Raw genomic sequence first — 22,990 nt, 5'->3', positions numbered from 1 at the left:
TTGGCCAAGTCCCCCATATATATTTAAAACAGAGATTTGCTCAAAGGGGGGATTTGGTTGGCGGAAATCATCTTCCAAAGCAAGATGGATGCACAAAGATTTTATCACCACTTGCTGAAGTATATACAAAACATTCCTGATGAAGAAACTATTCTTCTTTTTGAAGATCGACATATAGTGAAGATTTGCGATAGCTGCTTTTCGGGTGATAGGGTTAATTTGGTTAAAGTCGCATTTTATGATTTTATCACAACGATCAAACGAGATGACTGGTTTAGAGATATACTAAAAAATCAATATTATTTTCAAGATCTAGAAGAGCAACAGCAAATAATGGAGATTATTTATTCTGTCCTTGAAGGTAAGAGGGGGGATCTTGCTGTCTTCTTAAAAGAAGACAATGACGAGACGGCAAGTATTAAAGCCGCAATTCAAAATATTATTCAAGAGCATGTTACTCTTTCATTTGATTCTTTCCTTAAATTTCGCTTGCGTCCATATCTTCAGGTGCTTGAAGGATTTGTTGAGATTGCGATTGATGAATATAAAATGGAGCAGGAATATCAAATGTTTGTTCAAATGCTCCGGGACTTTTTGTGGAACCGCGAACCTAAAATAAAAACGCTGCACCTTTTATTTGATGAGGAAATTACTTTTTATAATGAACAGTTTACTGAGATAAAAAGAGCTGAATTAATAAGAATGATTGACCGTAAGCTATTAGTGAATCATCCGGTTTATGTTGATTCAGCTTCCATTGCACCACTTTTATCGCTTGCCCCAACATCTATTTTTATTTATACCAAGGATCCGGATGAGCCGCTCGTACGAACAATAAAAAATATTTTTGAAGAACGAGTAAAAGTTAAAACCGTTGCTGCCCTTCTTGAAGTGAAAGCAGGGGTGTCGGCTGAAAATCCCTCGGAACATCATGCATAAAAAATAATGTCAATATTTAGTTTTATGTACCTTGCTTTTTTCATAGTAAATCATTATAATAACCTACATAGCAAATGTCATAGATAATTAAAAGTAATGATAAGGATAAAGGTATTTCTTTACGGTTCATAGAGAGGGAGGCCATTGGCTGAAAGTCTCCTAACACGGAATTAATACTTACCACCTTTAAACTTCAGCAGTGAACATTTCATATTTATGAAGTAAGTAATTGTTGACGGCGAACAGCCGTTACCTGACCAAAGTCAATTTCTTAATGTATTTTGAAATTGAAAAATTGGGTGGAACCACGTGTTAATCAAAACTCGTCCCTATTCCAGGGACGGGTTTTTTTATTTTTTTAAGCAGCTTTATGGATTAATAGTCCAAGGCGCTTACATTCAAAAGGAGGAGTTAGTATGTCAGACGTTGTTAAGATTTCGTTTCCTGATGGGGCAGTAAAGGAGTTTCCAAAAGGAACAACAACGGAAGATATTGCCGCTTCCATCAGCCCAGGCCTAAAGAAAAAGGCGATTGCCGGGAAATGGAACGGACAAATGTTTGATCTTCGCCGTCCAATCCTAGAAGACGGTTCCATAGAAATCGTTGTCCCTGATTCAAGTGATGCGTTAGAGGTGTTGCGTCACAGTACAGCCCATTTAATGGCTCAGGCCGTAAGAAGGCTTTATCCTGGAGTAAATCTTGGTGTTGGTCCTGTTATCGAAGGTGGATTTTATTACGATATGGACCTCGAGGAATCCTTAACACCAGAAGACCTGCCGAAAATTGAAAAAGAAATGGCAAAAATCGTGAATGAAAATCTCGAGATTGTCCGTAAAGAAGTAAGTCGTGCAGAGGCTGTACAGCTTTTTAAAGAAGCGGGTGACCCGTATAAGCTTGAATTAATTGAAGCCATCCCTGATGAAGAAACAGTAACAATCTATGAACAAGGGGAGTTTTTCGATCTTTGCCGTGGTGTTCATGTCCCATCAACAGGGAAAATTAAAGAATTTAAATTATTGAGTATTGCAGGTGCATACTGGAGAGGCAATAGCGACAATAAAATGCTTCAACGTGTTTATGGAACAGCTTTCTTTAAGAAGGAAGAATTGGCTGAGCACTTACGTTTGCTAGAAGAAGCAAAAGAACGCGATCACCGTAAAATTGGCAAGGAATTGAGCTTGTTTACTAGCTCACAATTGGTGGGCCAAGGATTACCATTATGGCTTCCAAAAGGGGCTGCTATCCGCCTTGTGATTGAACGGTACATCGTTGATAAAGAAATTCGTCTTGGCTATGATCATGTCTATACACCGATTATGGGCAGTGTTGATCTGTATAAAACTTCCGGACACTGGGAGCATTATCAAGAAGACATGTTCCCTGTAATGGATATGGACAATGAACAACTTGTACTTCGTCCAATGAACTGTCCGCATCATATGATGATTTATAAAAATAGCATTCATAGCTATCGGGAACTTCCAATTCGAATTGCTGAGCTTGGCTTAATGCATCGCTATGAAATGTCTGGGGCATTAGCAGGATTGCAGCGTGTTCGTGGAATGACTTTAAATGATGCCCATATTTTTGTTCGTCCTGATCAAATTAAAGATGAATTTAAACGTGTCGTGAACTTAATTCTTGATGTATACAAAGATTTTAATATTAACGATTATTCCTTCCGTCTATCTTATCGTGACCCACAAGATACAGAGAAATATTTTGATGATGATGCGATGTGGGAAAAGGCACAAGGTATGCTGAAGGAAGCAATGGATGATTTAGGTCTTGACTATTTTGAAGCAGAAGGCGAAGCAGCTTTCTACGGTCCTAAACTTGATGTCCAAGTTAGAACAGCTTTAGGTAAGGATGAAACGTTATCAACTGTTCAATTAGACTTCTTATTACCAGAACGTTTTGATTTAAATTATGTGGGTGAAGATGGCAAGCAGCACCGTCCAGTTGTCATCCACCGTGGTGTCGTGTCCACAATGGAACGCTTTGTAGCCTTCTTAATTGAAGAATACAAAGGAGCTTTTCCAACTTGGATCGCTCCCGTACAGGTTCAAGTGATTCCTGTTTCACCAGGTATTCATTATGATTATGCTAGAAAAGTTCAAGAACAGCTGCAAGCAGAAGGCTTCCGTGTAGAATTAGATGGCCGTGATGAAAAAATCGGCTATAAAATTCGTGAAGCCCAAATGCAAAAAATTCCATATATGCTCGTTGTCGGTGACAAAGAAGTGGAAGATCAAGCCGTAAACGTCCGCAAATATGGTGAACAAAACTCTGAAACAAAGCCATTTGTTGACTTCCTCGCTTCAATAAAAGCTGAAGTCCAAAGAGGTTAAGCTAATGAAAGAGAGGTTCGCCTCTCTTTTGTTTTGAAAAAAACTATTGAATAAATTTTAATTTCTTGCTACAATAAATTTCGTTGTCAAAGAAAATAGTTCGTTTGACAATACATCTTTGCTTATGATATAGTTACTAAGGTGAAAATTGAATACTTATTTTTGGGAAAAGAAGAAGCACCCGCTTCTCACCTGATTGACGCAACTTAGCAGTTGGCAGGTTTTACGTGAACTTTTTGTTTATTACTTTTGTTTCGTAAAGTGTGGGTGTATTCATCCGCACTTTTTTGTTTGCACTTAAGAAATAGCACTTATAAAAAGTCTTTTATACCTGTCAATTCTGGTGTCGTAAGTTATGGTGATCTATTCTCATACCCAGATGTTGTATTCGTGAAAATACCTTGGAGGTGGCTAATTATTAGCAAAGACATGTTGTTAAATGAGGGCATTCGCGCTCGCGAGGTTCGTCTAATTGACCAAAATGGCGAGCAGTTAGGAATTAAGTCTAAAATCGAAGCATTGGAGATTGCTGCAAGAGTAAATCTTGATTTGGTATTAGTTGCACCAAATGCAAAACCTCCAGTAGCCCGAATTATGGACTATGGCAAATTTAAATTCGAGAATCAAAAGAAAGAAAAAGAAGCTCGAAAGAACCAAAAAATCATTACTACTAAAGAAGTTCGTCTAAGCCCAACGATTGATGAGCACGACTTTAATACAAAGCTTCGTAATGCCATTAAGTTTTTGGAAAAAGGCGACAAGGTAAAAGCTTCAATCCGATTCAAGGGCCGGGCGATTACCCATAAAGAAATCGGTCAACGTGTGTTAGACCGTTTTTCCGAAGCGTGCAAGGAAGTTGCAACGATTGAATCACATCCTAAAATGGATGGACGCAGCATGTTCCTAGTTTTAGCACCTAAAATCGAAAAGTAATAAGGAGGACTATCACAATGCCAAAAATGAAAACTCACCGCGGCGCTGCAAAGCGTTTTAAGAAAACTGGTTCTGGTCAACTTAAACGTGACCATGCTTATACAAGCCACTTATTTGCAAACAAATCAACAAAAGCTAAACGTAAGCTTCGCAAATCAGGTCTTGTTTCAAAAGGCGATTTCAAACGCATTCGTCATCTATTAACTTACGTAAAATAATCCATAAGTGATTGATTTATCATAGGAGGGAAATTACATGCCACGTGTAAAAGGCGGTACTGTTACGCGCAAGCGTAGAAAAAGAGTTCTTAAATTAGCAAAAGGTTATTACGGTTCAAAACATACATTATATAAAGTTGCAAACCAACAGGTTATGAAATCATTACAATATGCTTTCCGTGATCGTCGTCAGGTTAAGCGTGATTTCCGTAAACTTTGGATTACTCGTATCAATGCAGCTGCTCGTATGAACGGTCTTTCTTACAGCCGTTTAATGCATGGCTTAAAGCTTGCTGGTATCGAAGTAAACCGCAAAATGCTTTCTGAACTAGCTATTTCTGATGCAAATGCATTTGCTGAATTAGCAAACGTTGCTAAGCAACAATATAACAAGTAATTTATTATAAAAGCCATTCTCTTAATGAGGATGGCTTTTTCTATAAAGGGGAAATAGTGAATGACAATATTATTGGCAGCTTTCTTAGTCATGAATGTGGTTGGCCTTGTGATTATGGGCGAGGATAAGAAAAGGGCCAAAAGGCATGAATACAGAATTCGCGAGCGGACACTCTGGCTAGTGGCCATCTTTGGCGGTGCGATTGGGACAACGGCCGGCATGCAGCTGTACCGTCATAAAACGAAGCATAATTCCTTTAAGATAGGCTTTCCTGTTTTGGCTATTTTAGAGATTATTTTATTTTTTAAAGTATTACTATAAAAAGCGGCATTATGGACGGCTGTTCCGTAAAAACTCCCTCACCGGGCTTTTCCAATTAATTTCAGCATTCGGATAGTGCTCAAGTATTTTTTTATTTATATAAATAAAATCATCTTTGACAAGTCCTTTAAGTGTGGAAGTATTTTCAGACCAAATGGAGATGGTGACAACATCAAAGGAATCAGCCTTGGCACCCATATATTTTTCGCCCGCAAACACTGCACCCTGATAGGTGACGATAAAGTTTTTTCTAACATCTTCATCATCAATCAGCAAGAATCGTTTATGTTTGCGCGCTGCTTCAAGTTTCCGGGATGGTGTGACTAGTAATCTTACTCCAAAGTAAAATAAGAAAATAATTAATAATAATAATATGAAGCGCAGCAACCAAATCATGGTTTAGCCCCCTACACCAATTTCTTACTAATACGTGCGAGCAAGACAAAAGGTTTCAACCATTTGTCATTTTGCTATAATTTTTCCATAAGGAGTGATGGTCATGATGCAATTAGAAAAACTGTTTGCCATGCAAAAAGGATTGGACAGCCATATTGAAGAAAAGCACGGGCTGCAGGATGAGGATTTATTTAATAGGAAGGTTTTGGCGCTGCTAGTGGAAATAGGCGAATTGGCGAACGAAACCCGCTGTTTTAAGTTTTGGAGTGTAAAACCATCTTCAGCAAAGGAAGTGGTGTTAGAAGAATTTGTAGATGGCATCCATTTTATTTTGTCACTTGGAATTGAATGCGGATTTGATCAGAAACCGATTGATTTAGCGATGTCTGAGTCTGGCGTCAATGTGACAGAGCAGTTTTTAAACGTATATGAATCGACTAATCATTTTAAAAAGAGCAAGAGTTTTCAGGATTTTAAACGATTATTGGAATCCTATTTGCAGCTTGCTTCTTTACTTGGATTTACATCCAACGAGATAGAAAAGGCATATTTTGAAAAAAACGAAGTAAATTATCAAAGACAACAAAATAACTATTAGCAGAAAATTTGTAACTGCATAAAATTTATTTGTATAATGAAGGTCGTACATACCAATTAGGGGGCGAAATAATGGCAAAACTTGATGAAACTTTGACGATGTTAAAAGCTTTAACAGATGCCAAAGGAATTCCCGGCAATGAGCGAGAAGTGCGCGAAGTAATGAAACAGTACATAGCACCATATGCTGACGAATTGACGACTGATGGACTTGGCAGTTTAATTGCTAAAAAAGTCGGCAAAGAAGGCGGCCCAAAGATTATGGTTGCCGGTCATTTAGATGAAGTCGGCTTCATGATTACACAAATCGATGACAAAGGATTCCTTCGTTTTCAAACAGTTGGCGGCTGGTGGGGACAAGTAATGCTCGCACAGCGTGTTACAATCGTTACACGAAAGGGTGAGGTAACAGGAATCATCGGTTCCAAGCCACCACATATTTTATCAGCAGAGGCCCGCAAGAAGCCTGTTGAAATCAAAGACATGTTTATTGATATTGGGGCATCCAGTCGTGAGGAAGCAACAGAGTGGGGTGTTCGGCCAGGAGATATGGTTGTGCCTTACTTCGAATTTACAGTAATGAACAATGAGAAAATGCTATTGGCTAAAGCATGGGATAACCGCATTGGCTGCGCGATTGCCATCGATGTTCTAAAGAAATTAAAGGATGTTGAACATCCGAATGTTGTTTATGGAGTAGGGAATGTTCAAGAAGAGGTTGGCTTACGGGGTGCAAAAACTTCTACTTCAAAGATTAATCCGGATATTGGCTTTGCAGTTGATGTAGGAATTGCCGGTGATACACCTGGAATTTCGGAAAAAGACGCCATGAGCAAAATGGGAAAAGGACCACAGGTAGTAATTTATGATGCTTCGCTTGTCGCCCATAAAGGGTTACGCGATTTAGTGACAGATACAGCGGATGAATTGAATATTCCATATCAATTCGATGCCATTCCAGGCGGCGGTACCGATGCAGGGTCCATTTCATTGACCCATAATGGAGTGCCGGCACTTGCCATTACAATTGCAACTCGTTATATTCATTCTCATGCGGCCATGCTCCATCGCGATGATTACGAAAATGCGGTGAAATTGATTGTCGAAGTAATTAAGCGTCTCGATCGTGAGACTGTTGATAAAATTACATTTGAATAAAAATTGAAAAAAGGGTCAGACCCCACAACCTCCTCATACCGCTAAACTGTTCCTAATTGGCGGGTATTTATTGAGTGAATAATCGTGAGGTTAGACCCTTTTAATTTTTTAAAAGAAAAAAGCTGCTGGTGGATGACCGGCAGCCTTACCTACTATTACTTTAATCCGTTTTCAAGAGTGGACAGCATTTCTTTCTTTTCTTCTTCGGATGAATTTTTCCAAATAACTTCAAATAAAACTCCAAGTCCAGGAAGCATTTTTTCTGCTCCATTTTGAATGGCATCAACAATCGTATCCTCTAATTGATCTTGCGTGTTCCCGGAAACATTGTGGATAATAGCATTTCGCAAATTTAAATTCATCGTTACACACTCCTTTTGGTAGCCTTCATACTTTATTATCATTTCTAGTTTTTGGTTTTATTATGTATTAAATTTAGGCTATAATGAAAAAATCATCATCATACGAGCAATTTAAAGGAGAACCAGTTTTGAAATATATAGAATCTGTCAATAATCCTAAAGTAAAACAATGGAAAAAACTTTTAACAAAAAAAGAACGTGATCGGACTGACTCGTTTTTAGTGGAAGGGTTTCATTTGGTGGAGGAAGCACTAAAACAAGGAGAGCAAATTTTAGAAATCATCGTTTCGGAAAGTGTAGGATTGCCGCCCCGTTGGGATGCCAGCTCTACACCAGTCACTACCGTAACAGAGGAGATTTCAAATTTGTTGTCGGATACAGAAGCACCACAGGGCATTTATGCTGTGTGTCGTCAACCAAACCCCAAATTTCAAGATGCTAAAACGTTTCTGTTAATTGATGCAGTACAGGATCCAGGTAATCTTGGAACGATGATCCGGACCGCTGATGCAGCTGGGATTGACGCCGTTGTGGTTGGACGTGGAAGTGTGGATATTTTTAATCCAAAGGTGCTTAGATCGGCTCAAGGCAGCCATTTTCACCTGCCAATCATCACTAGCGACCTGCATCAGTGGATTGACAAACTTCAGGAAGAAAATGTCCCTGTATACGGCACAGCATTAGAAGGTGCCTCGGCTTACACGGATATTTCTCCGGGAGATTCTTTTGCATTGATTGTGGGTAACGAGGGAAATGGAGTAGGGAAGGATATTCTCTCCAGTACAACGGCCAACCTGTATATTCCGATATATGGTAAGAGCGAATCATTAAATGTGGCCGTAGCAACCGGAATCCTGCTTTATTATTTGAAAAAATAGGCTAAAACAAGTTTGACCATATGCGGAAAATTATTATATAATAATGAACAATATTGATAATAAAAAAACGATGACGGAGAAAAGTATCTTGTCAACGACCATTAAGGGAGAAAGTGCCGTGACTGCAAGCACTTTTATGGTTCTGGACGAGTGAAGTTCACCTCCTGAGTTGGCATCGGGACCATTTCTTAACTGAAATGTAAAGATGCATCGGCATAAGCCGTTATCCGAATGAAGCGAACACAATATCTTTATAAATATCGTGTTTACAAGGGTGGTACCGCGAACTATAAACCTCGTCCCTTTCCAGGGATGGGGTTTTTTTGTTTGTTTTGGAGCTTGAAAACTTGGTTTGGCGGAATTAGTGCTAAGTTTGGCGGAAATAATGCTAAGTTTGGCGGAATTAGGTTGAAATTTGGCGGAATGAAGCTAATGTTTAGCGGAAATCCGCTTCAAATTGGCGGTATACTTGTCAGATGACGCGGGACTTACTAATTAATTTAAGGAGGAATAAACATGCAAGAACGGTTAAAGGAATTGCAAGAAGAGGCTCTTCAAAAAATTGAACAGTCAGCAAGTTTAAAAGAATTGAATGATATTCGTGTAGCTTATTTAGGCAAAAAAGGCCCGATTACAGAAGTACTGCGGGGGATGGGCAAACTGTCTGCTGAGGAACGCCCTGTGATGGGGGCACTTGCCAACGAAGTTCGTGAAGCCATCGCTGTAAAAATAGAAGCCAAGCAGAAAGGGTTAGAAGAAGCAGCAGTACTTGAAAAATTAGCATCTGAAAGTATTGATGTGACCCTGCCAGGCAGCCCAGTGAAGAGTGGAAATCACCATCCCCTCACAAGAATCATTGAAGAAATTGAAGATTTATTTATTGGCATGGGCTATCAGGTTGCGGAAGGCCCTGAAGTGGAACAAGATTATTATAATTTCGAAGCTCTAAATTTACCAAAAGGGCACCCTGCCCGTGATATGCAGGATTCTTTCTATATCACAGAAGACATCCTTCTTCGCACTCATACATCACCAGTTCAAGCAAGGACAATGGAAAAGCATGAAGGTAAGGGCCCTATTAAAATTATCTGCCCTGGTAAGGTGTACCGACGTGACAATGACGATGCCACACACTCACACCAGTTCATGCAGATTGAAGGTCTCGTTGTGGGCGAGAACATTCGCATGAGCGATCTTCATGGAACACTTGAAGTATTTGCGAAAAAAATGTTTGGTGAAGATCGTGAAATTCGCTTACGTCCAAGCTTTTTCCCTTTCACAGAACCATCGGTTGAAATGGATATCTCATGTAAAATTTGTGGTGGTCATGGCTGTAATGTTTGTAAGCAAACAGGCTGGATTGAAATTCTTGGTGCCGGTATGGTACATCCTAATGTTCTTGAGATGGCTGGATACGATTCGAAGAAATATACTGGTTTCGCCTTTGGGATGGGACCAGAGCGGATTGCTATGTTGAAATACGGTGTGGATGATATCAGACACTTCTATACAAATGACGTTCGTTTCTTAAAACAATTTTCAAAACACGAGTAAAACTACATGCCGAAGCCCTCGGTGCTAAAGCAAGATAAATAAAGGAGGATGCTATATGTTCGTTTCATATAAATGGCTTCAGGATTATATTGACTTAACTGGAGTATCGGCAACGGAATTAGCTGAAAAAATTACAAAAAGCGGGATCGAAGTTGAAGGAGTAGAAATTCTTAACGACGGAATTAAAGGTGTTGTAGTTGGTCATGTCCTAGAGCGTGTACAGCACCCAAATGCTGATAAATTAAGTAAATGTCTGGTTGACGTTGGCGAGGATCAACCAATTCAAATTATTTGCGGTGCACCCAATGTAGCCCAAGGACAAAAGGTTGCCGTCGCAAAAGTTGGTGCAGTATTACCCGGCAATTTTAAAATTAAACGTGCGAAGCTTCGCGGTGAAGAGTCAAACGGAATGATTTGTTCTTTGACTGAACTTGGCATGGAAGGAAAAGTGGTTCCAAAAGAATACTCCGAGGGGATCTTTGTGTTTCCTGCAGATGCAGAGGTAGGGACTGACGCGCTTGAACTATTAAATCGTGACGACGAAGTGCTTGAGCTTAGTTTAACACCTAATCGCTCTGATTGCTTAAGCATGCTTGGTGTAGCATATGAAGTTGCCGCCATTTTAGGAAGAGATGTTAAACTTCCAGAGACTGACCTTCAAGCTGTTTCTGAAAAAGCATCGGACTACGTTAACATTGTTGTAGATGCACCAGAAGATAGTCCATTATATGCAGCTAAAATCATTAAAAATGTGAAAATTGGTCCTTCACCATTATGGATGCAGACACGCTTAATGTCAGCAGGCATACGTCCACATAATAATGTCGTTGATATTACGAACTACATTTTATTAGAATACGGCCAGCCGCTCCATGCGTTTGATTATGACCGTCTTGGTTCAAAAGAAATTCTTGTTCGCCGTGCGAATGATGGAGAAAAATTCGTAACTCTTGATGATGTGGAACGGACCTTAACCTCCGAACATCTTGTCATAACCAATGGCACAGTGCCAGTTGCCTTGGCAGGTGTTATGGGTGGAGAAAATTCTGAAGTTACTTCTGATACTACTACCGTTTTATTGGAAGCCGCTTATTTTAATGGTGGAACTGTTAGAAAAGCATCTAAAGACCACGGTTTAAGAAGCGAAGCAAGTGCCCGATTTGAAAAAGGCGTGGATCCAAACCGCGTACGCGCTGCTGGAGAACGTGCCGCCTACTTAATGGCGAAGTACGCTGGCGGTGAAGTTTTAGAAGGAGCTGCTGAGGTAGATACTCTAACGATTGAACCAGCTGTTGTTTCGATCACGCTCGAAAAAATCAATCATGTTCTTGGCACGGAGCTGCCGATGAAGGATGTAAAAGAAATCTTTGATCGGTTGCAATTTGTTGCAACGATTGAGGGAGATTCAATTACTGTAACAGCCCCTACACGCCGTGGAGATATTCGTATTGAAGAAGATTTAATTGAAGAAGTGGCACGACTTTACGGCTATGACAACATTCCGAAAACATTGCCAATTGGTTCAACCACTCCTGGTAAATTGTCTGACTACCAAAAGAAACGCCGCGTTGTGCGTCAATATCTTGAAGGAACGGGCTTGTATCAGGCTGTGACTTATTCATTAACAAGTGAAGATAAAGCGGCACAATTTGCTCTAGAAAAACGAGATACGATCCGCTTAGCAATGCCAATGAGTGAAGAGCGCAGTATCCTTCGGTTAAGTATTATGCCGCAGCTGTTAGAGGTATTAAAATATAACACGGCCCGCCAGCATGATAGCTTAGGTGTGTATGAAACTGGTGCTGTATTCTTATCCAATGGTGAAGAAACTCTTCCAGTTGAAAAAGAGCATTTAGCAGGGGCAATTACAGGTCTTTGGCACAGCCATTCCTGGCAGGGTGAGAAGAAAGCCGTTGATTTCTTTGTTTTGAAAGGGATTTTAGAAGGGATGTTTGCAAAGCTTGGGCTCTTGGAACAAGTACAATTTGTTCAAGCGCAGCTAGAAGGCATGCACCCTGGCCGTACTGCTGAAATTCGTTTAAATGGAGAAAAAATCGGCTTTATCGGTCAAGTACACCCAACTGTACAAAAAGAACTAGACTTAAAAGATACCTATGTATTTGAACTATCCTTACAAGCAGTATTAGAAGCAGACAGCCCAGTATTACAATATCAATCAATCCCGCGTTTCCCATCCATCACAAGAGACATTGCCCTTGTGGTAAACAGAGAAACGGTGTCAGGCACCTTACAGGAAATTATTTTAACTGCAGGTGCGCCACTTCTGAAGGAAGCGGATGTGTTTGATTTGTATGAAGGGGACAAAATGGAGGCAGGTAAGAAATCACTTGCATTCTCATTAAAATACCTTGATCCTGAGCGTACTCTGACGGATGAAGAGGTAACAAAGGTACATGAGCGCGTACTTGAAGCCTTAAAAGAAAAGGCTGGAGCAGTGCTAAGAGGTTAATTCATAAAAGTCAGCTCGAAAAAGTAATTTCGAGCTGGCTTTTTTTGATATGCTTTGGGAATTTGGGGACGATTTTGAAATTCGCGGATAAACATCCAAGATTCGCGGATAAAAATGAACCGACAAACAAATGTAACAATTTTCGCTAAAATTCGGCAGGAACATTACCCGATCTATTCGAAATTTACCAGTAAAATGAAAGGAGTGATACATTTGATCATAAAAGAAAGGACAATTCCATTAGTCATTCTTATTTTAGAGGCTTTATGCCGGCGTCTCCCCCTAAGTCACGCTAAATATCAGCAAATTTTAGAGGAACTTAGGAGAAGACATGCTGGTTACCAAGGTGAAGTGGCACTTGATTATTATTTACGTCTTCTGCCAAAAGAAAAATACATGATTCTCCACGATTTAAATCTTCCAGATGGTGATTACAACTGCCAAATCGACACTCTCCTCTTGACACCAGAATTCGCCCTAATTATTGAAGTGAAGAATATGGCTGGAAAATTAATATTTGATACAGAAAATGAACAATTTATTCAAATAAACAATGAAAAGGAAAAAGGCTACCAATATCCCATTGCTCAGGCTGAAAGGCATCAAGAGTATTTAAAGAAACTGATGGCTGATCATAAATTTCCCTCTGTTCCAGTTGATTATTTAGTGGTAATCAGTAATAGTTATTCTTCTTATGTTATTGATGGGAAAAATGCTCTTAAAGTAAAGCAGCGAGTATGTAAGGCAGACGTTTTCAAAAATAAAATTCAGTTTTTTGAAGAACGATATTCTGATCCAGTCCTCAATTCGAAAGATCTCCGAAAACTGAGCCGCCTACTAGTGAAAATGAATACGATCCCGACTAATTATATTTTAAAAAGATATGGAATAAATAGTTCCGATTTAGTTACAGGTGTATATTGCCCCAATTGCAATCATCTTCCCGTTATTCGTAAAAACCAGAAATGGTACTGCCCCTCATGTGGAAAATCTTCAAAAGATGCTCATATAAATGCCCTTAGAGATTACTTTTTACTGATTGATACGAAAATAACAAATCAACAGTTTCGAGAGTTTTGTCATGTAAGTTCGATCGATACTGCGGGGAGATTACTGCGTTCTGAATATCTAATTAGTTCTGGTTCTAAAAAAATGCGTACTTACTCTCCAGTTAGATTCCCTTTCACAGGATGATACAGGCATAAAAATTAAATTCGCAAATAAACCAATACAATTCGCAAATAAAATATAAAATTCGCAAATAAAAGGCCTTGATTCGCAAATAAAACGTACATTATCGCAAATAAAAACCTTTTTACTTATTAGAGATAGGTGCTTTTACGAAAATTTTGTAGTAGTAGCCAATAAAAATTTAAGATTTGACTCAATTTCGGCTGAAATTAGAAAAATTTTTAATAAAAAAACCAACAAAGGTTGCCCCGGCCAACAAAATCAAAGGGGCAACCTCTTTCCACTAGATTTTTTCAAAGATTTCATCATAGTTTTTTGCCAATGCCACATCCAAATCCGTTAAACCGCCCGCATTCCACGAGGTAAGCCTTAACGTGACTAATTTATAGTCAATGGAGATAAATGGATGATGATTTTTCTCTTCGGAAAGCTGGGCAATGGCGTTTACAAATGCCACTCCTGTTAAAAACTCGCGAAAGCGATATTTTTTCACAATAAATTTACCGTCTAGTTTCCACCCGGGTAATTCCGCAAGTGATTGATCAATCTCTGTTAAACTAAGTCGGACTGCCATCCAAAACCCCTCCCATCCACGTATACTCTAAATATATTCGCAAGCTCCCACAAAAAACGCCTCAGTTTCGTTTTTTATTCACAATCGCCCATGCTTTGTCCGTGTTGGCAAAATGAAGCTTTACAAAAGCAGGTAGGCTGTCGCGCCCTTTACTCAATATCAGCTTGGCTGCCGCCACATCCACCTGAGCCCCTGCTCCCTTTGGAATTTTAAAGCCTGCCGCTTCACTCAACTTGTCAATATATTGGATAAAAGCATACCGTGCGAGGATGCTGGCAGCAGCTACCGCAAGATGAATGCCTTCGGCTTTTGTACTAAAATAAACATCTTTATTAACGATGACCTTTTGTCCTTTTAAATGCTGAAAATATGTACTCGGCTGAACAAATTGATCGATAAGAATCGCTTCCGGTTTCTCCGGAGCAATTTTTTCTAACACCTTTAAAATCGCTTGATTATGGAGGAGGGCCTTCATTTTTCCTTGGGACATTCCCACTTTTTGAACAGAGTTGTATTTTTCATTTTTCAGCGTCATCAGACTGAAGGGGATGACATCTTTGATGACCTTGGCAATCGCAATAATTTTATCATCTGTTAAATCCTTCGAATCCCGGACGCCTAATTCCTTTAAAAGCGGAATATTTTCTTTTTTTACATAGGCCGCCACAACGGTAATCGGACCAAAAAAGTCACCCGTCCCAACCTCATCTGAGCCAATAGCAGACATGCCGCCAATACCCGGTGGCAGATCGCCTTTCGCAGCTGAAGATTTCACCTTGGCCGCCCCCGGCTTTTTACTAGATGCACTAACCGTACTGCTGCTCCATTTTCCTGCCTCTTTTTCACAATCATTCCCCTGAAATAATACTTTTCCAGACTTATATGCTGTAATCATACAAGCTGATGTTTTCGCAGCAAACACACTTCCAGGGATGTTTTTTTCTAAAAGCTGCTTGCTGTAGTAGTTTTTCATTTCGATAATTTTTGACATTTCCAAATTAAGAACAACATTTCCCACTAAAAAGACACCACATTTCATTAATTATTGATTGCTGTAAGCCCTAACGCTAGGTGTCGGGGCTTTTTTAATTGGTTTGACTTTTCGACTTATGTACGTTCGTGTTATGATAGAGAGTAGGATTCTGAAATGGAGGCATTTACGTTGTCAAATTCACAAAAACACCGAACAACCGTTGATATATATGGGCAGCAATACGTCATTATGGGAACGGAAAGTCCAAGTCATATTCGACTTGTGGCATCGTTAGTTGATGACAAAATGCGCGAAATTAGTTCAAAGAATCCGACACTAGATGTCAATAAGCTTGCAGTTTTAACAGCGGTCAATGCAGTGAATGATTATATCAAAATAAAAGACCAATTAGAACGGCTGCAAATTGAACTACAAAAAGAAAAGGACTAAATATTATGTTGGATTTAGCAATTATTATTATTTTAATTATTGGATTCTTTGTAGGCCTAAAACGAGGCTTTATCCTCCAGCTCGTTCATTTACTAGGTTTTATTATTGCATACATAGCAGCCTATTCCTATTATGATGAGTTGGCCCCCAAATTAACTCTTTGGATCCCCTATCCAAACTTTGGGGAAAATACGACCTTAACGATTTTAACAGGTTCAAGTAATATGGAAACAGCATTCTACCGTGCAATTGCCTTTGTGATTATCTTTTTTGCGGTAAAAGTGCTATTTCAAATCATTGGGTCTATGCTCGACTTTATCGCCCATTTGCCGGTTTTAAAGCAGCTAAATGTCATGGCAGGCGGCATTTTAGGTTTTTGTGAAGTCTATTTAATTATATTTATTTTATTATACATTGCTGCCTTAATACCAATAGAAGTTGTGCAAAATGCAATGGATCACTCTATCTTGGCAAATGCAATCGTAAATCACACGCCTGTCCTTTCACAGCAAATCAAAGATTTGTGGATTGAATATACAGCTGCTTGAACTTCTCTTTAGCAGAGAAGTTTTTCTTTTCTTTCTATAATACGATAAAATTAATGAAAACTTGGGTGGCAGGTGAATGAGATGGAAGTAAATAAAAAAGAGTTAATTCGTTTATTAGAGACGATTGCCATATACATGGAATTAAAAGGGGAAAACCCATTTAAAACTTCGGCTTTTCGTAAAGCGGCCAATGCATTAGAAGCAGATGAGCGTACCTTATCAGAGATTGAAGACTTTACTGCGATTTCCGGAATTGGAAAAGGGACGGCAGCTGTTATGGAAGAGTACATAAAAGAAGGGTCATCTACCGTATTAAAAGAGCTCAAACAAGAAGTTCCCGCCGGTTTAATTCCTTTACTGCAGCTCCCAGGCCTTGGTGGAAAAAAGATTGCTAAGTTATACAAGGAGTTAGGAATTGTGGATGTTTCCAGCTTAAAAGCAGCTTGTCAAGCAGGTCAGGTTCAAGCACTTGCCGGATTTGGCAAGAAAACCGAAGAGAAGATTTTGAGTGCGATCGCGAATGTAGGCACAAGGCCTGAACGGCTGCCGCTAGCCTATATGCTTCCTATTGCGGAAGAGATTGAGGCAAGACTGGCTGAATTTCCAAATATTGATCGCTATTCAAGAGCTGGAAGCCTGAGAAGAATGAGAGAGACCATTAAAGACCTTGATTTTATCATAGCGACAACGGAGCCGGAAATCGTTCGCGAGCAGCTTTTAAATCTGCCAAATATTAAGGAAGTCATTGGTGCGGGAGATACAAAGGTTTCGGTAGTATTCGGGTTTGATTATGATATATCGGTTGATTTTCGACTCGTGAAGCCAGTGGAGTTTATCACCACACTTCATCATTTCACCGGTTCAAAAGACCATAATGTCCGGATGCGGCAGCTAGCGAAAGAACGCGGTGAAAAAATCAGTGAATACGGTGTAGAAAACGTTGAAACAGGAGAGATGCTTACTTTTTCATCTGAAGAGGAATTTTTCAAGCATTTTGATCTTCCGTTTATTCCGCCGGAAATTAGAGAAGATGGCAAGGAAGTGGAGACCTTTACTGCCAATGAGGAGTTAATCGAGCTTGCTGATATTAAAGGTGATTTGCATATGCACACCACCTGGAGCGACGGCGCCCATTCGATTGAGGAAATGGTGGAAGCCTGCCGTGCGAGAGGCTATCAATACATGGCGATTACGGATCACTCACAGTATTTAAAGGTGGCAAACGGATTAACCCGTGAAAGATTGTTGAAACAAAAAGAGGAAATCAAAAAACTAAATCAAAAATATGACGATTTTCTGATCCTGTCAGGGGTGGAAATGGATATTCTACCGGATGGGACCTTAGATTATGATGATGAACTGCTAGCTGAAATGGATTTCGTCATCGCATCAATCCATTCCGCGTTTTCCCAGCCAAGAGAAAAGATAATGGAGCGGTTGAAGACTGCCCTCGAAAATGCCCATGTGGATTTAATTGCCCATCCAACGGGTAGAAAAATTGGCCGTCGCGAAGGATACGATGTTGACATAGATTTACTGATACAATTGGCTAAGGAAACGAATACGGCCCTGGAATTAAATGCAAATCCCAACCGGTTAGACTTAGCAGCAGAATATTTACGAAAAGCCCAGGATGCCGGCGTGAAAATCCTTATTAATACAGATGCCCATAAAATGGATACATTAAAGCATATGGAAATTGGTGTTTCTGCCGCCAAAAAAGGCTGGATCAAAAAATCATCCGTGCTGAATGCGCTGAACAAATATGACTTGCTAGAATTTTTGCATAATCGAAACTAAGGGAGGGTAACTCCATGCAAGCAAGAGCGTTAAAGGTATTAGAATTTACAAAAGTGAAAGAGCAGCTGTTCGAGCATGCAGCTTCTTCACTGGGGAGAGATAAAATAAAGAGTTTGGTGCCATCGACTGATTTTGATGAGGTAGTCAGGCTTCAGGCTGAAACAGACGAAGCGGCAACGGTTTTTCGAATAAAAGGAAGTGTCCCATTATCAGGGATTCATGATATACGTGCCCATATTAAACGGTCCGTCATTGGGGGTGTTCTTAGCCCGCATGAACTGGTTCAAATTGCCAGCACCATCCATGCAAGCCGGCAAATGAAGCGATTTATTGAGGATCTTGCGGCAGAAAGAACGGAATTACCGATTTTAATGGATCAAGTAGCCCTCATTGTTCCGCTTACAAACCTCGAACAAGATATCAAACATGCTATCGACGAAAGTGGCGAGGTGCTTGATAGTGCTAGTGATTTATTGCGCTCCTTAAGGAATCAGCTTAGATCAAATGAGTCGCGCATTCGTGAAAAATTAGAAAGCATGATTCGTTCATCGAATGCAGCAAAAATGCTGTCGGATGCGATTGTAACGATTCGAAATGACCGCTTTGTTATTCCTGTTAAACAAGAATATCGCGGTCACTATGGCGGAATTATCCATGACCAAAGTTCTTCGGGACAAACCTTATTTATTGAGCCTCAGGTCATTGTTCAATTAAACAATCAGCTGCAGGATATCCGGGTCAAAGAGCAGCAAGAAATCGAGAGAATCTTGGCAGAGCTCTCTGCAAAAGTTGCGGAGCATGAGAGTGAGCTTCAGGTAATCGTTGAGGTTGTAGCAAATTTAGATTTTATTTTTGCAAAAGCAAGATATGGGAAAAAAATAAAAGCGTCAATGCCCATCATGAATCATGAGGGAAGAATTGCGTTATACAAAGCACGGCATCCGTTAATTCCGCTTGATGAAGTGGTGGCGAACGATATCATGCTGGGCGGAGAGTTTACAACCATAGTTATTACGGGGCCAAATACTGGCGGTAAAACGGTCACATTAAAAACGCTTGGCCTTTGTTCATTAATGGCGCAGGCTGGGTTGCAGGTTCCTGCGCATGACGGCTCCGAACTGGCTGTCTTTGATGCAGTCTATGCAGATATTGGTGATGAACAATCGATTGAGCAAAGCTTAAGTACCTTCTCTTCCCATATGGTGAATATTGTTGAAATCTTAAATAGTGTTGATTTCAATAGCCTTGTTTTATTTGATGAACTGGGAGCGGGAACGGATCCCCAGGAAGGTGCTGCCTTGGCTATATCAATCCTTGATGAGGTACACAAACGAGGCGCACGGGTCATTGCTACCACACATTATCCTGAGCTAAAGGCATATGGCTATAACCGAGAAGGTGTGTTGAATGCAAGTGTTGAGTTTGATGTAGAGTCATTAAGTCCAACCTATAAGCTGCTGCTTGGAGTGCCTGGCCGTAGTAATGCCTTTGAAATCTCGAAACGATTAGGGTTAAATGAACGGGTCATTCAAGCTGCCCGTTCACATGTAAGTGAAGATTCTAACCAAATTGATAAAATGATTGCTTCCTTGGAAGAAAGTAAGCGGCAGGCCGAAAGGGAAGAGCAAGAGGCCAGAGATTTTTTAAAGCAGGCTGAAAAGCTTCATCAAGATCTGCAAAATCAAATGATCGAGTTTTATGAGAAGAAAGACTCAATGCTTGAAAAAGCGGCAGAAAAGGCGGGCGACATTGTCGATGAAGCCAAGCATGAAGCCGATAAAGTGATTCGCGAGCTTCGGAAAATGCGGACGGAAAAACATGCGGAAATTAAGGAACATGAATTAATTGATGCTAAGACACGACTAGAAAAAGCTGCACCAGAGATTAAGAAATCAACGAAATTAGCCAATAAGAAAACAAAAACACACACATATATGCCTGGGGATGAGGTTAAGGTTCTTACCTTTGGTCAAAAGGGAACGCTTGTCGATCGGGTCTCAGATCATGAGTGGCAGGTTCAAATTGGCATTTTGAAAATGAAGGTAAAAGAGAAAGACATGGAATATATGAGTACACCGAAACAAGTTGAAACAAAGCCAATGGCTATTGTCAAAGGCAGGGACTCGTATGTTAAACTGGAATTAGATCTTCGCGGGGAAAGGTATGAAGATGCCCTTCTAAAAGTGGAAAAATATATTGATGATGCTCTGCTATCCAGTTATCCCCGTGTATCGATTATCCACGGGAAAGGGACGGGTGCTTTAAGGCAAGGTGTTCAAGAATATTTAAAAAACCATCGGTCCGTCAAGAAAATTCGTTTTGGTGAAGCTGGAGAAGGTGGTTCAGGGGTAACCATAGTCGAATTTAAATAATGTCCGGGGAGAAAACGCAATGAATCAGTTTTGGGAGAATGAATTTATTCAAACTGCAGCCTATTATAGTGTTGTTATCTTATTTATAGTCGTCTTTTTAGCCGTTTTTGAAGTGGTAACCAAATATAGAAATTGGGAAGAAATCAAAAAAGGAAATCTAGCCGTCGCGATGGCTACAGGTGGGAAAATATTTGGTGTGGCCAATATTTTCCGCTCATCCATCGAAGTGCATAATTCTGTATTGGAAATGGTTGGATGGGGAATCTATGGTTTTGTCCTGTTGCTAATCGGCTATTTTATCTTTGAATTTTTAACCCCCAAGTTTAAGATTGATGAGGAAATTCAAAATGATAACCGAGCTGTTGGATTAATTTCACTGATTATTACGATCGGTTTATCCTATGTGATTGGGGCAGGAATAAAGTAAGGGGAGAAATAAACAGTGGAAACATTAGCTAAAGTACTTCTCGGATTATGCGGCTTATTTTTGCTAATCGGCATTATTTATATGGTGTTCTTTGTATGAGATGAAATCATCGCTGAATCAATTCAGCGGTGATTTTTTTGCAATGGCCGGCACCAAGCGGCCCAATTCTCATTGTCTATTGTGATACACTGTACTATAATAAAAGAGTGTTTACAATTTTTTCAATTATATAGACAAAAGGGAGGTTATGTATGTTGGAGTCAAAACCTTGGTTGGAACTTTATCCAAAAGAAATTCCTGCCACACTTGAATACTCCTCAGAGCCAGTACAACAATACTTAGTCGACGCTGCAAGGAATTTCCCAGAAAAAATAGCCATTCACTTTATGGGCAAAGAAATGACTTACAAGCAGCTTTATGAAGAAGCAGTAAGTTTTGCGAGTTATCTCCAAAACACCTTAAGCATTGAAAAAGACGACCGAATCGCCATCATGCTTCCAAACACACCGCAAGCAGTTATTAGCTATTTTGGTATATTAATGGCCGGTGGAATTGTTGTCCAAACCAATCCATTATACACCGAACGTGAACTTGAGTACCAAATGAAGGACTCAGGAGCAAAAGCCATTATCACCCTAGACATCCTCTACCCAAGAGTCTCGAAAGTTATGCCGCAGACTAATTTACACCACATAATTGTAACCGCTATCAAAGATTACTTACCATTTCCTAAAAATCTCATTTATCCTTTCATCCAGAAAAAACAATATGGAATCGTTGTAAAAGTTAAGCATGAAGGCAGCACCCACCTGCTTACAGAAATAGTAAAGGAAGGTTCGAAAGAATTAACCAAGTTCGTCTTCAACCCTGATGAAGATATTGCCCTTCTACAATATACAGGTGGTACGACAGGCTCTCCGAAGGGCGTCATGTTAACTCATAAAAATTTAATTGCAAACACAACAATGAGTGAAGCATGGATTTATAAAGCTAAAACAGGTGAGGAATCAATTCTTGGACTCGTGCCTTTTTTCCATGTGTATGGCATGACTGTGGGAATGATTTTATCAGTTAAGATGGCTTGTAAAATGATTATTCTTCCAAAATTTGATGCTTTGACAACATTGAAAACGATTCAAAAACAGCGTCCAACCCTTTTTCCTGGTGCTCCGACCATTTATATCGGTCTATTAAACCATCCTGATTTAAAAAAATACGATCTCTCTTCCATAGATACTTGTATTAGCGGTTCTGCCCCGCTTCCAGTAGAAGTTCAGCAGAAGTTTGAAGAAGTTACTGGAGGCAAGCTTGTCGAAGGCTATGGTTTATCAGAAGCATCACCTGTAACACATGCGAATTTCTTATGGGATGCCGAAAGAATAAAGGGGAGTATCGGTGTTCCATATCCTGATACAGATGCCTCTATTCTTTCTATTGAAACAGGTGAACCGATGCCTATTGGAGAAATTGGTGAAATTGTGATTAAAGGTCCCCAAATTATGAAAGGCTATTGGAATCGTCCAGAGGAAACCAAGGAAGTTTTAAAAGATGGCTGGTTGTATACTGGTGACCTTGGTTATATGGATGAGAAGGGATATTTTTATGTTGTCGATCGCAAGAAGGATATGATTATTGCAGGGGGATACAATATTTATCCAAGAGAAATAGAAGAAGTCTTGTATGAACATCCCGATGTAATCGAAGCTGTTGCAGCAGGAATTCCTGATCCCTATCGCGGCGAAACGGTAAAGGCGTACATTGTTTTGAAAGAAGGATCATCTGTAACAGAAGATGAAATGAATCATTTTGCGAGGAAATATTTAGCGGCCTATAAGGTTCCAAGGCAATATGAATTTAAAACGGATTTGCCAAAAACCGCCGTGGGGAAAATTTTAAGAAGAATGCTGGTAGAAGAGGAAATTCAAAAAATAGAAGAAGAGAGCAAAAAACACGCCTAACAATAATCTGATTTTTTTTTGAGCAAGAAAGCTTGTCTTCTAACTCATTTCATAATAGGATAAGAAAGTTGCCTTATATTTTCTTGACAGAAATAAAGATAATAATTATTATTAAAATATGAA

Annotated in this window: 23 protein-coding genes and 2 other annotated features; of the genes, 19 read left to right on the top strand and 4 right to left on the bottom strand. The window is 39.7% G+C overall.

Annotated features, from left to right (window positions below; all coding sequences use genetic code 11):
* Positions 1–57 precede the first annotated feature (57 nt).
* From ytxC to AC3ANL_RS19445, 6 genes are all read left to right on the top strand, one after another.
* A complete protein-coding gene (gene ytxC / locus AC3ANL_RS19470; protein WP_488326038.1) occupies positions 58–939 on the top strand; it encodes a putative sporulation protein YtxC in 882 nt (293 codons plus the stop codon).
* Between the two features lie 416 nt (positions 940–1,355).
* Positions 1,356–3,290, top strand: a complete 1,935-nt coding sequence (gene thrS / locus AC3ANL_RS19465; RefSeq protein ID WP_488326037.1) for a threonine--tRNA ligase — start codon at positions 1,356–1,358, stop codon at positions 3,288–3,290.
* 163 nt (positions 3,291–3,453) lie between these two features.
* Positions 3,454–3,585, top strand: a sequence feature (ribosomal protein L20 leader region).
* 134 nt (positions 3,586–3,719) lie between these two features.
* Positions 3,720–4,223, top strand: a complete 504-nt coding sequence (infC, locus tag AC3ANL_RS19460) for a translation initiation factor IF-3 (RefSeq protein WP_488329780.1) — start codon at positions 3,720–3,722, stop codon at positions 4,221–4,223.
* A 17-nt stretch (positions 4,224–4,240) separates the two neighbouring features.
* The gene (rpmI, locus tag AC3ANL_RS19455; RefSeq protein ID WP_215044037.1) at positions 4,241–4,441 is read left to right on the top strand and encodes a 50S ribosomal protein L35; all 201 of its coding nucleotides are present in this window, start codon (positions 4,241–4,243) and stop codon (positions 4,439–4,441) included.
* A gap of 37 nt (positions 4,442–4,478) precedes the next feature.
* Positions 4,479–4,838 (top strand): 50S ribosomal protein L20, encoded by a 360-nt coding sequence (gene rplT / locus AC3ANL_RS19450; RefSeq protein WP_488326036.1) that lies wholly within the window; start codon positions 4,479–4,481, stop codon positions 4,836–4,838.
* A gap of 60 nt (positions 4,839–4,898) precedes the next feature.
* Complete coding sequence (locus AC3ANL_RS19445) at positions 4,899–5,159, top strand: DUF1294 domain-containing protein (RefSeq protein ID WP_488326035.1); 261 nt, start codon at positions 4,899–4,901, stop codon at positions 5,157–5,159.
* Positions 5,160–5,168: 9 nt separating this feature from the next.
* On the opposite strand, the gene AC3ANL_RS19440 is transcribed toward AC3ANL_RS19445, so the two are convergent.
* Positions 5,169–5,555 carry a sigma-w pathway protein ysdB gene (locus AC3ANL_RS19440; RefSeq protein ID WP_488326034.1) on the bottom strand — a complete coding sequence of 129 codons (387 nt, stop codon included), beginning with the start codon at positions 5,553–5,555 and terminating at the stop codon, positions 5,169–5,171.
* Positions 5,556–5,661: 106 nt separating this feature from the next.
* Between AC3ANL_RS19440 and AC3ANL_RS19435 the strand changes: the two genes are divergently transcribed.
* Positions 5,662–6,153, top strand: a complete 492-nt coding sequence (locus AC3ANL_RS19435) for a dUTP diphosphatase (RefSeq protein WP_488329779.1) — start codon at positions 5,662–5,664, stop codon at positions 6,151–6,153.
* 71 nt (positions 6,154–6,224) lie between these two features.
* Positions 6,225–7,310: a M42 family metallopeptidase gene (locus AC3ANL_RS19430; protein ID WP_488326033.1), complete on the top strand. Its 1,086-nt coding sequence runs from the start codon at positions 6,225–6,227 to the stop codon at positions 7,308–7,310.
* Positions 7,311–7,465: 155 nt separating this feature from the next.
* On the opposite strand, the gene sspI is transcribed toward AC3ANL_RS19430, so the two are convergent.
* Positions 7,466–7,672, bottom strand: coding sequence for a small acid-soluble spore protein SspI (gene sspI / locus AC3ANL_RS19425; protein WP_488326032.1), 207 nt, complete (start codon positions 7,670–7,672; stop codon positions 7,466–7,468).
* A 128-nt stretch (positions 7,673–7,800) separates the two neighbouring features.
* On the opposite strand from sspI, the gene AC3ANL_RS19420 reads away from it, so the two are divergent.
* From AC3ANL_RS19420 to AC3ANL_RS19400, 5 genes are all read left to right on the top strand, one after another.
* Entirely contained in the window at positions 7,801–8,550 is a 750-nt protein-coding gene (locus AC3ANL_RS19420; protein WP_488326031.1) for a TrmH family RNA methyltransferase, read from the top strand.
* A 61-nt stretch (positions 8,551–8,611) separates the two neighbouring features.
* Positions 8,612–8,857, top strand: a binding site (T-box leader).
* A gap of 20 nt (positions 8,858–8,877) precedes the next feature.
* The gene (locus AC3ANL_RS19415; RefSeq protein WP_488326030.1) at positions 8,878–9,030 is read left to right on the top strand and encodes a hypothetical protein; all 153 of its coding nucleotides are present in this window, start codon (positions 8,878–8,880) and stop codon (positions 9,028–9,030) included.
* 36 nt (positions 9,031–9,066) lie between these two features.
* Positions 9,067–10,104 carry a phenylalanine--tRNA ligase subunit alpha gene (pheS, locus tag AC3ANL_RS19410; protein WP_488326029.1) on the top strand — a complete coding sequence of 346 codons (1,038 nt, stop codon included), beginning with the start codon at positions 9,067–9,069 and terminating at the stop codon, positions 10,102–10,104.
* A 55-nt stretch (positions 10,105–10,159) separates the two neighbouring features.
* Positions 10,160–12,574: a phenylalanine--tRNA ligase subunit beta gene (gene pheT, locus AC3ANL_RS19405; protein WP_488326028.1), complete on the top strand. Its 2,415-nt coding sequence runs from the start codon at positions 10,160–10,162 to the stop codon at positions 12,572–12,574.
* A gap of 213 nt (positions 12,575–12,787) precedes the next feature.
* Positions 12,788–13,768: a nuclease-related domain-containing protein gene (locus AC3ANL_RS19400; protein ID WP_488326027.1), complete on the top strand. Its 981-nt coding sequence runs from the start codon at positions 12,788–12,790 to the stop codon at positions 13,766–13,768.
* Positions 13,769–14,048: 280 nt separating this feature from the next.
* Here the strand turns inward: AC3ANL_RS19400 and AC3ANL_RS19395 are convergent, their stop codons facing one another.
* Together AC3ANL_RS19395 and rnhC are read right to left on the bottom strand one after the other, a co-directional pair.
* A complete protein-coding gene (locus tag AC3ANL_RS19395; RefSeq protein WP_488326026.1) occupies positions 14,049–14,339 on the bottom strand; it encodes a 4a-hydroxytetrahydrobiopterin dehydratase in 291 nt (96 codons plus the stop codon).
* 61 nt (positions 14,340–14,400) lie between these two features.
* Complete coding sequence (gene rnhC, locus AC3ANL_RS19390) at positions 14,401–15,357, bottom strand: ribonuclease HIII (protein WP_488326025.1); 957 nt, start codon at positions 15,355–15,357, stop codon at positions 14,401–14,403.
* Between the two features lie 129 nt (positions 15,358–15,486).
* Here rnhC and zapA point away from each other — a divergent pair, with 129 nt between their 5' ends.
* The 6 genes from zapA (at position 15,487) to AC3ANL_RS19360 (ending at position 22,867) form a co-directional block, all read left to right on the top strand.
* Complete coding sequence (zapA, locus tag AC3ANL_RS19385) at positions 15,487–15,762, top strand: cell division protein ZapA (protein WP_488326024.1); 276 nt, start codon at positions 15,487–15,489, stop codon at positions 15,760–15,762.
* Between the two features lie 5 nt (positions 15,763–15,767).
* Positions 15,768–16,310 carry a CvpA family protein gene (locus tag AC3ANL_RS19380; protein WP_488326023.1) on the top strand — a complete coding sequence of 181 codons (543 nt, stop codon included), beginning with the start codon at positions 15,768–15,770 and terminating at the stop codon, positions 16,308–16,310.
* A gap of 81 nt (positions 16,311–16,391) precedes the next feature.
* The gene (polX, locus tag AC3ANL_RS19375) at positions 16,392–18,110 is read left to right on the top strand and encodes a DNA polymerase/3'-5' exonuclease PolX (protein WP_488326022.1); all 1,719 of its coding nucleotides are present in this window, start codon (positions 16,392–16,394) and stop codon (positions 18,108–18,110) included.
* 14 nt (positions 18,111–18,124) lie between these two features.
* Positions 18,125–20,482: an endonuclease MutS2 gene (locus tag AC3ANL_RS19370; protein ID WP_488326021.1), complete on the top strand. Its 2,358-nt coding sequence runs from the start codon at positions 18,125–18,127 to the stop codon at positions 20,480–20,482.
* 19 nt (positions 20,483–20,501) lie between these two features.
* Positions 20,502–20,909, top strand: coding sequence for a DUF350 domain-containing protein (locus tag AC3ANL_RS19365; protein ID WP_488326020.1), 408 nt, complete (start codon positions 20,502–20,504; stop codon positions 20,907–20,909).
* A gap of 251 nt (positions 20,910–21,160) precedes the next feature.
* Positions 21,161–22,867, top strand: coding sequence for an AMP-binding protein (locus tag AC3ANL_RS19360; protein ID WP_488326019.1), 1,707 nt, complete (start codon positions 21,161–21,163; stop codon positions 22,865–22,867).
* Positions 22,868–22,990: the final 123 nt, after the last annotated feature.

It is taken from the genome of Neobacillus sp. DHD-1R (assembly GCF_057747995.1).
Note: the sequence above shows the minus strand (reverse complement) of the source record. Positions and strands in the feature narration are given on the sequence as shown.

What these genes read in the sequence shown, in the direction of transcription:
- thrS (WP_488326037.1), top strand. Translation starts at nt 1,356, where the DNA reads ATGTCAGACGTTGTTAAGATTTCGTTTCCTGATGGGGCAGTAAAGGAG.
- infC (WP_488329780.1), top strand. Translation starts at nt 3,720, where the DNA reads ATGTTGTTAAATGAGGGCATTCGCGCTCGCGAGGTTCGTCTAATTGAC.
- rpmI (WP_215044037.1), top strand. Translation starts at nt 4,241, where the DNA reads ATGCCAAAAATGAAAACTCACCGCGGCGCTGCAAAGCGTTTTAAGAAA.
- rplT (WP_488326036.1), top strand. Translation starts at nt 4,479, where the DNA reads ATGCCACGTGTAAAAGGCGGTACTGTTACGCGCAAGCGTAGAAAAAGA.
- AC3ANL_RS19445 (WP_488326035.1), top strand. Translation starts at nt 4,899, where the DNA reads ATGACAATATTATTGGCAGCTTTCTTAGTCATGAATGTGGTTGGCCTT.
- AC3ANL_RS19440 (WP_488326034.1), bottom strand. Translation starts at nt 5,555, where the DNA reads ATGATTTGGTTGCTGCGCTTCATATTATTATTATTAATTATTTTCTTA.
- AC3ANL_RS19435 (WP_488329779.1), top strand. Translation starts at nt 5,662, where the DNA reads ATGCAATTAGAAAAACTGTTTGCCATGCAAAAAGGATTGGACAGCCAT.
- AC3ANL_RS19430 (WP_488326033.1), top strand. Translation starts at nt 6,225, where the DNA reads ATGGCAAAACTTGATGAAACTTTGACGATGTTAAAAGCTTTAACAGAT.
- sspI (WP_488326032.1), bottom strand. Translation starts at nt 7,672, where the DNA reads ATGAATTTAAATTTGCGAAATGCTATTATCCACAATGTTTCCGGGAAC.
- pheS (WP_488326029.1), top strand. Translation starts at nt 9,067, where the DNA reads ATGCAAGAACGGTTAAAGGAATTGCAAGAAGAGGCTCTTCAAAAAATT.
- pheT (WP_488326028.1), top strand. Translation starts at nt 10,160, where the DNA reads ATGTTCGTTTCATATAAATGGCTTCAGGATTATATTGACTTAACTGGA.
- AC3ANL_RS19395 (WP_488326026.1), bottom strand. Translation starts at nt 14,339, where the DNA reads ATGGCAGTCCGACTTAGTTTAACAGAGATTGATCAATCACTTGCGGAA.
- zapA (WP_488326024.1), top strand. Translation starts at nt 15,487, where the DNA reads ATGGAGGCATTTACGTTGTCAAATTCACAAAAACACCGAACAACCGTT.
- AC3ANL_RS19380 (WP_488326023.1), top strand. Translation starts at nt 15,768, where the DNA reads ATGTTGGATTTAGCAATTATTATTATTTTAATTATTGGATTCTTTGTA.
- polX (WP_488326022.1), top strand. Translation starts at nt 16,392, where the DNA reads ATGGAAGTAAATAAAAAAGAGTTAATTCGTTTATTAGAGACGATTGCC.
- AC3ANL_RS19370 (WP_488326021.1), top strand. Translation starts at nt 18,125, where the DNA reads ATGCAAGCAAGAGCGTTAAAGGTATTAGAATTTACAAAAGTGAAAGAG.
- AC3ANL_RS19365 (WP_488326020.1), top strand. Translation starts at nt 20,502, where the DNA reads ATGAATCAGTTTTGGGAGAATGAATTTATTCAAACTGCAGCCTATTAT.
- AC3ANL_RS19360 (WP_488326019.1), top strand. Translation starts at nt 21,161, where the DNA reads ATGTTGGAGTCAAAACCTTGGTTGGAACTTTATCCAAAAGAAATTCCT.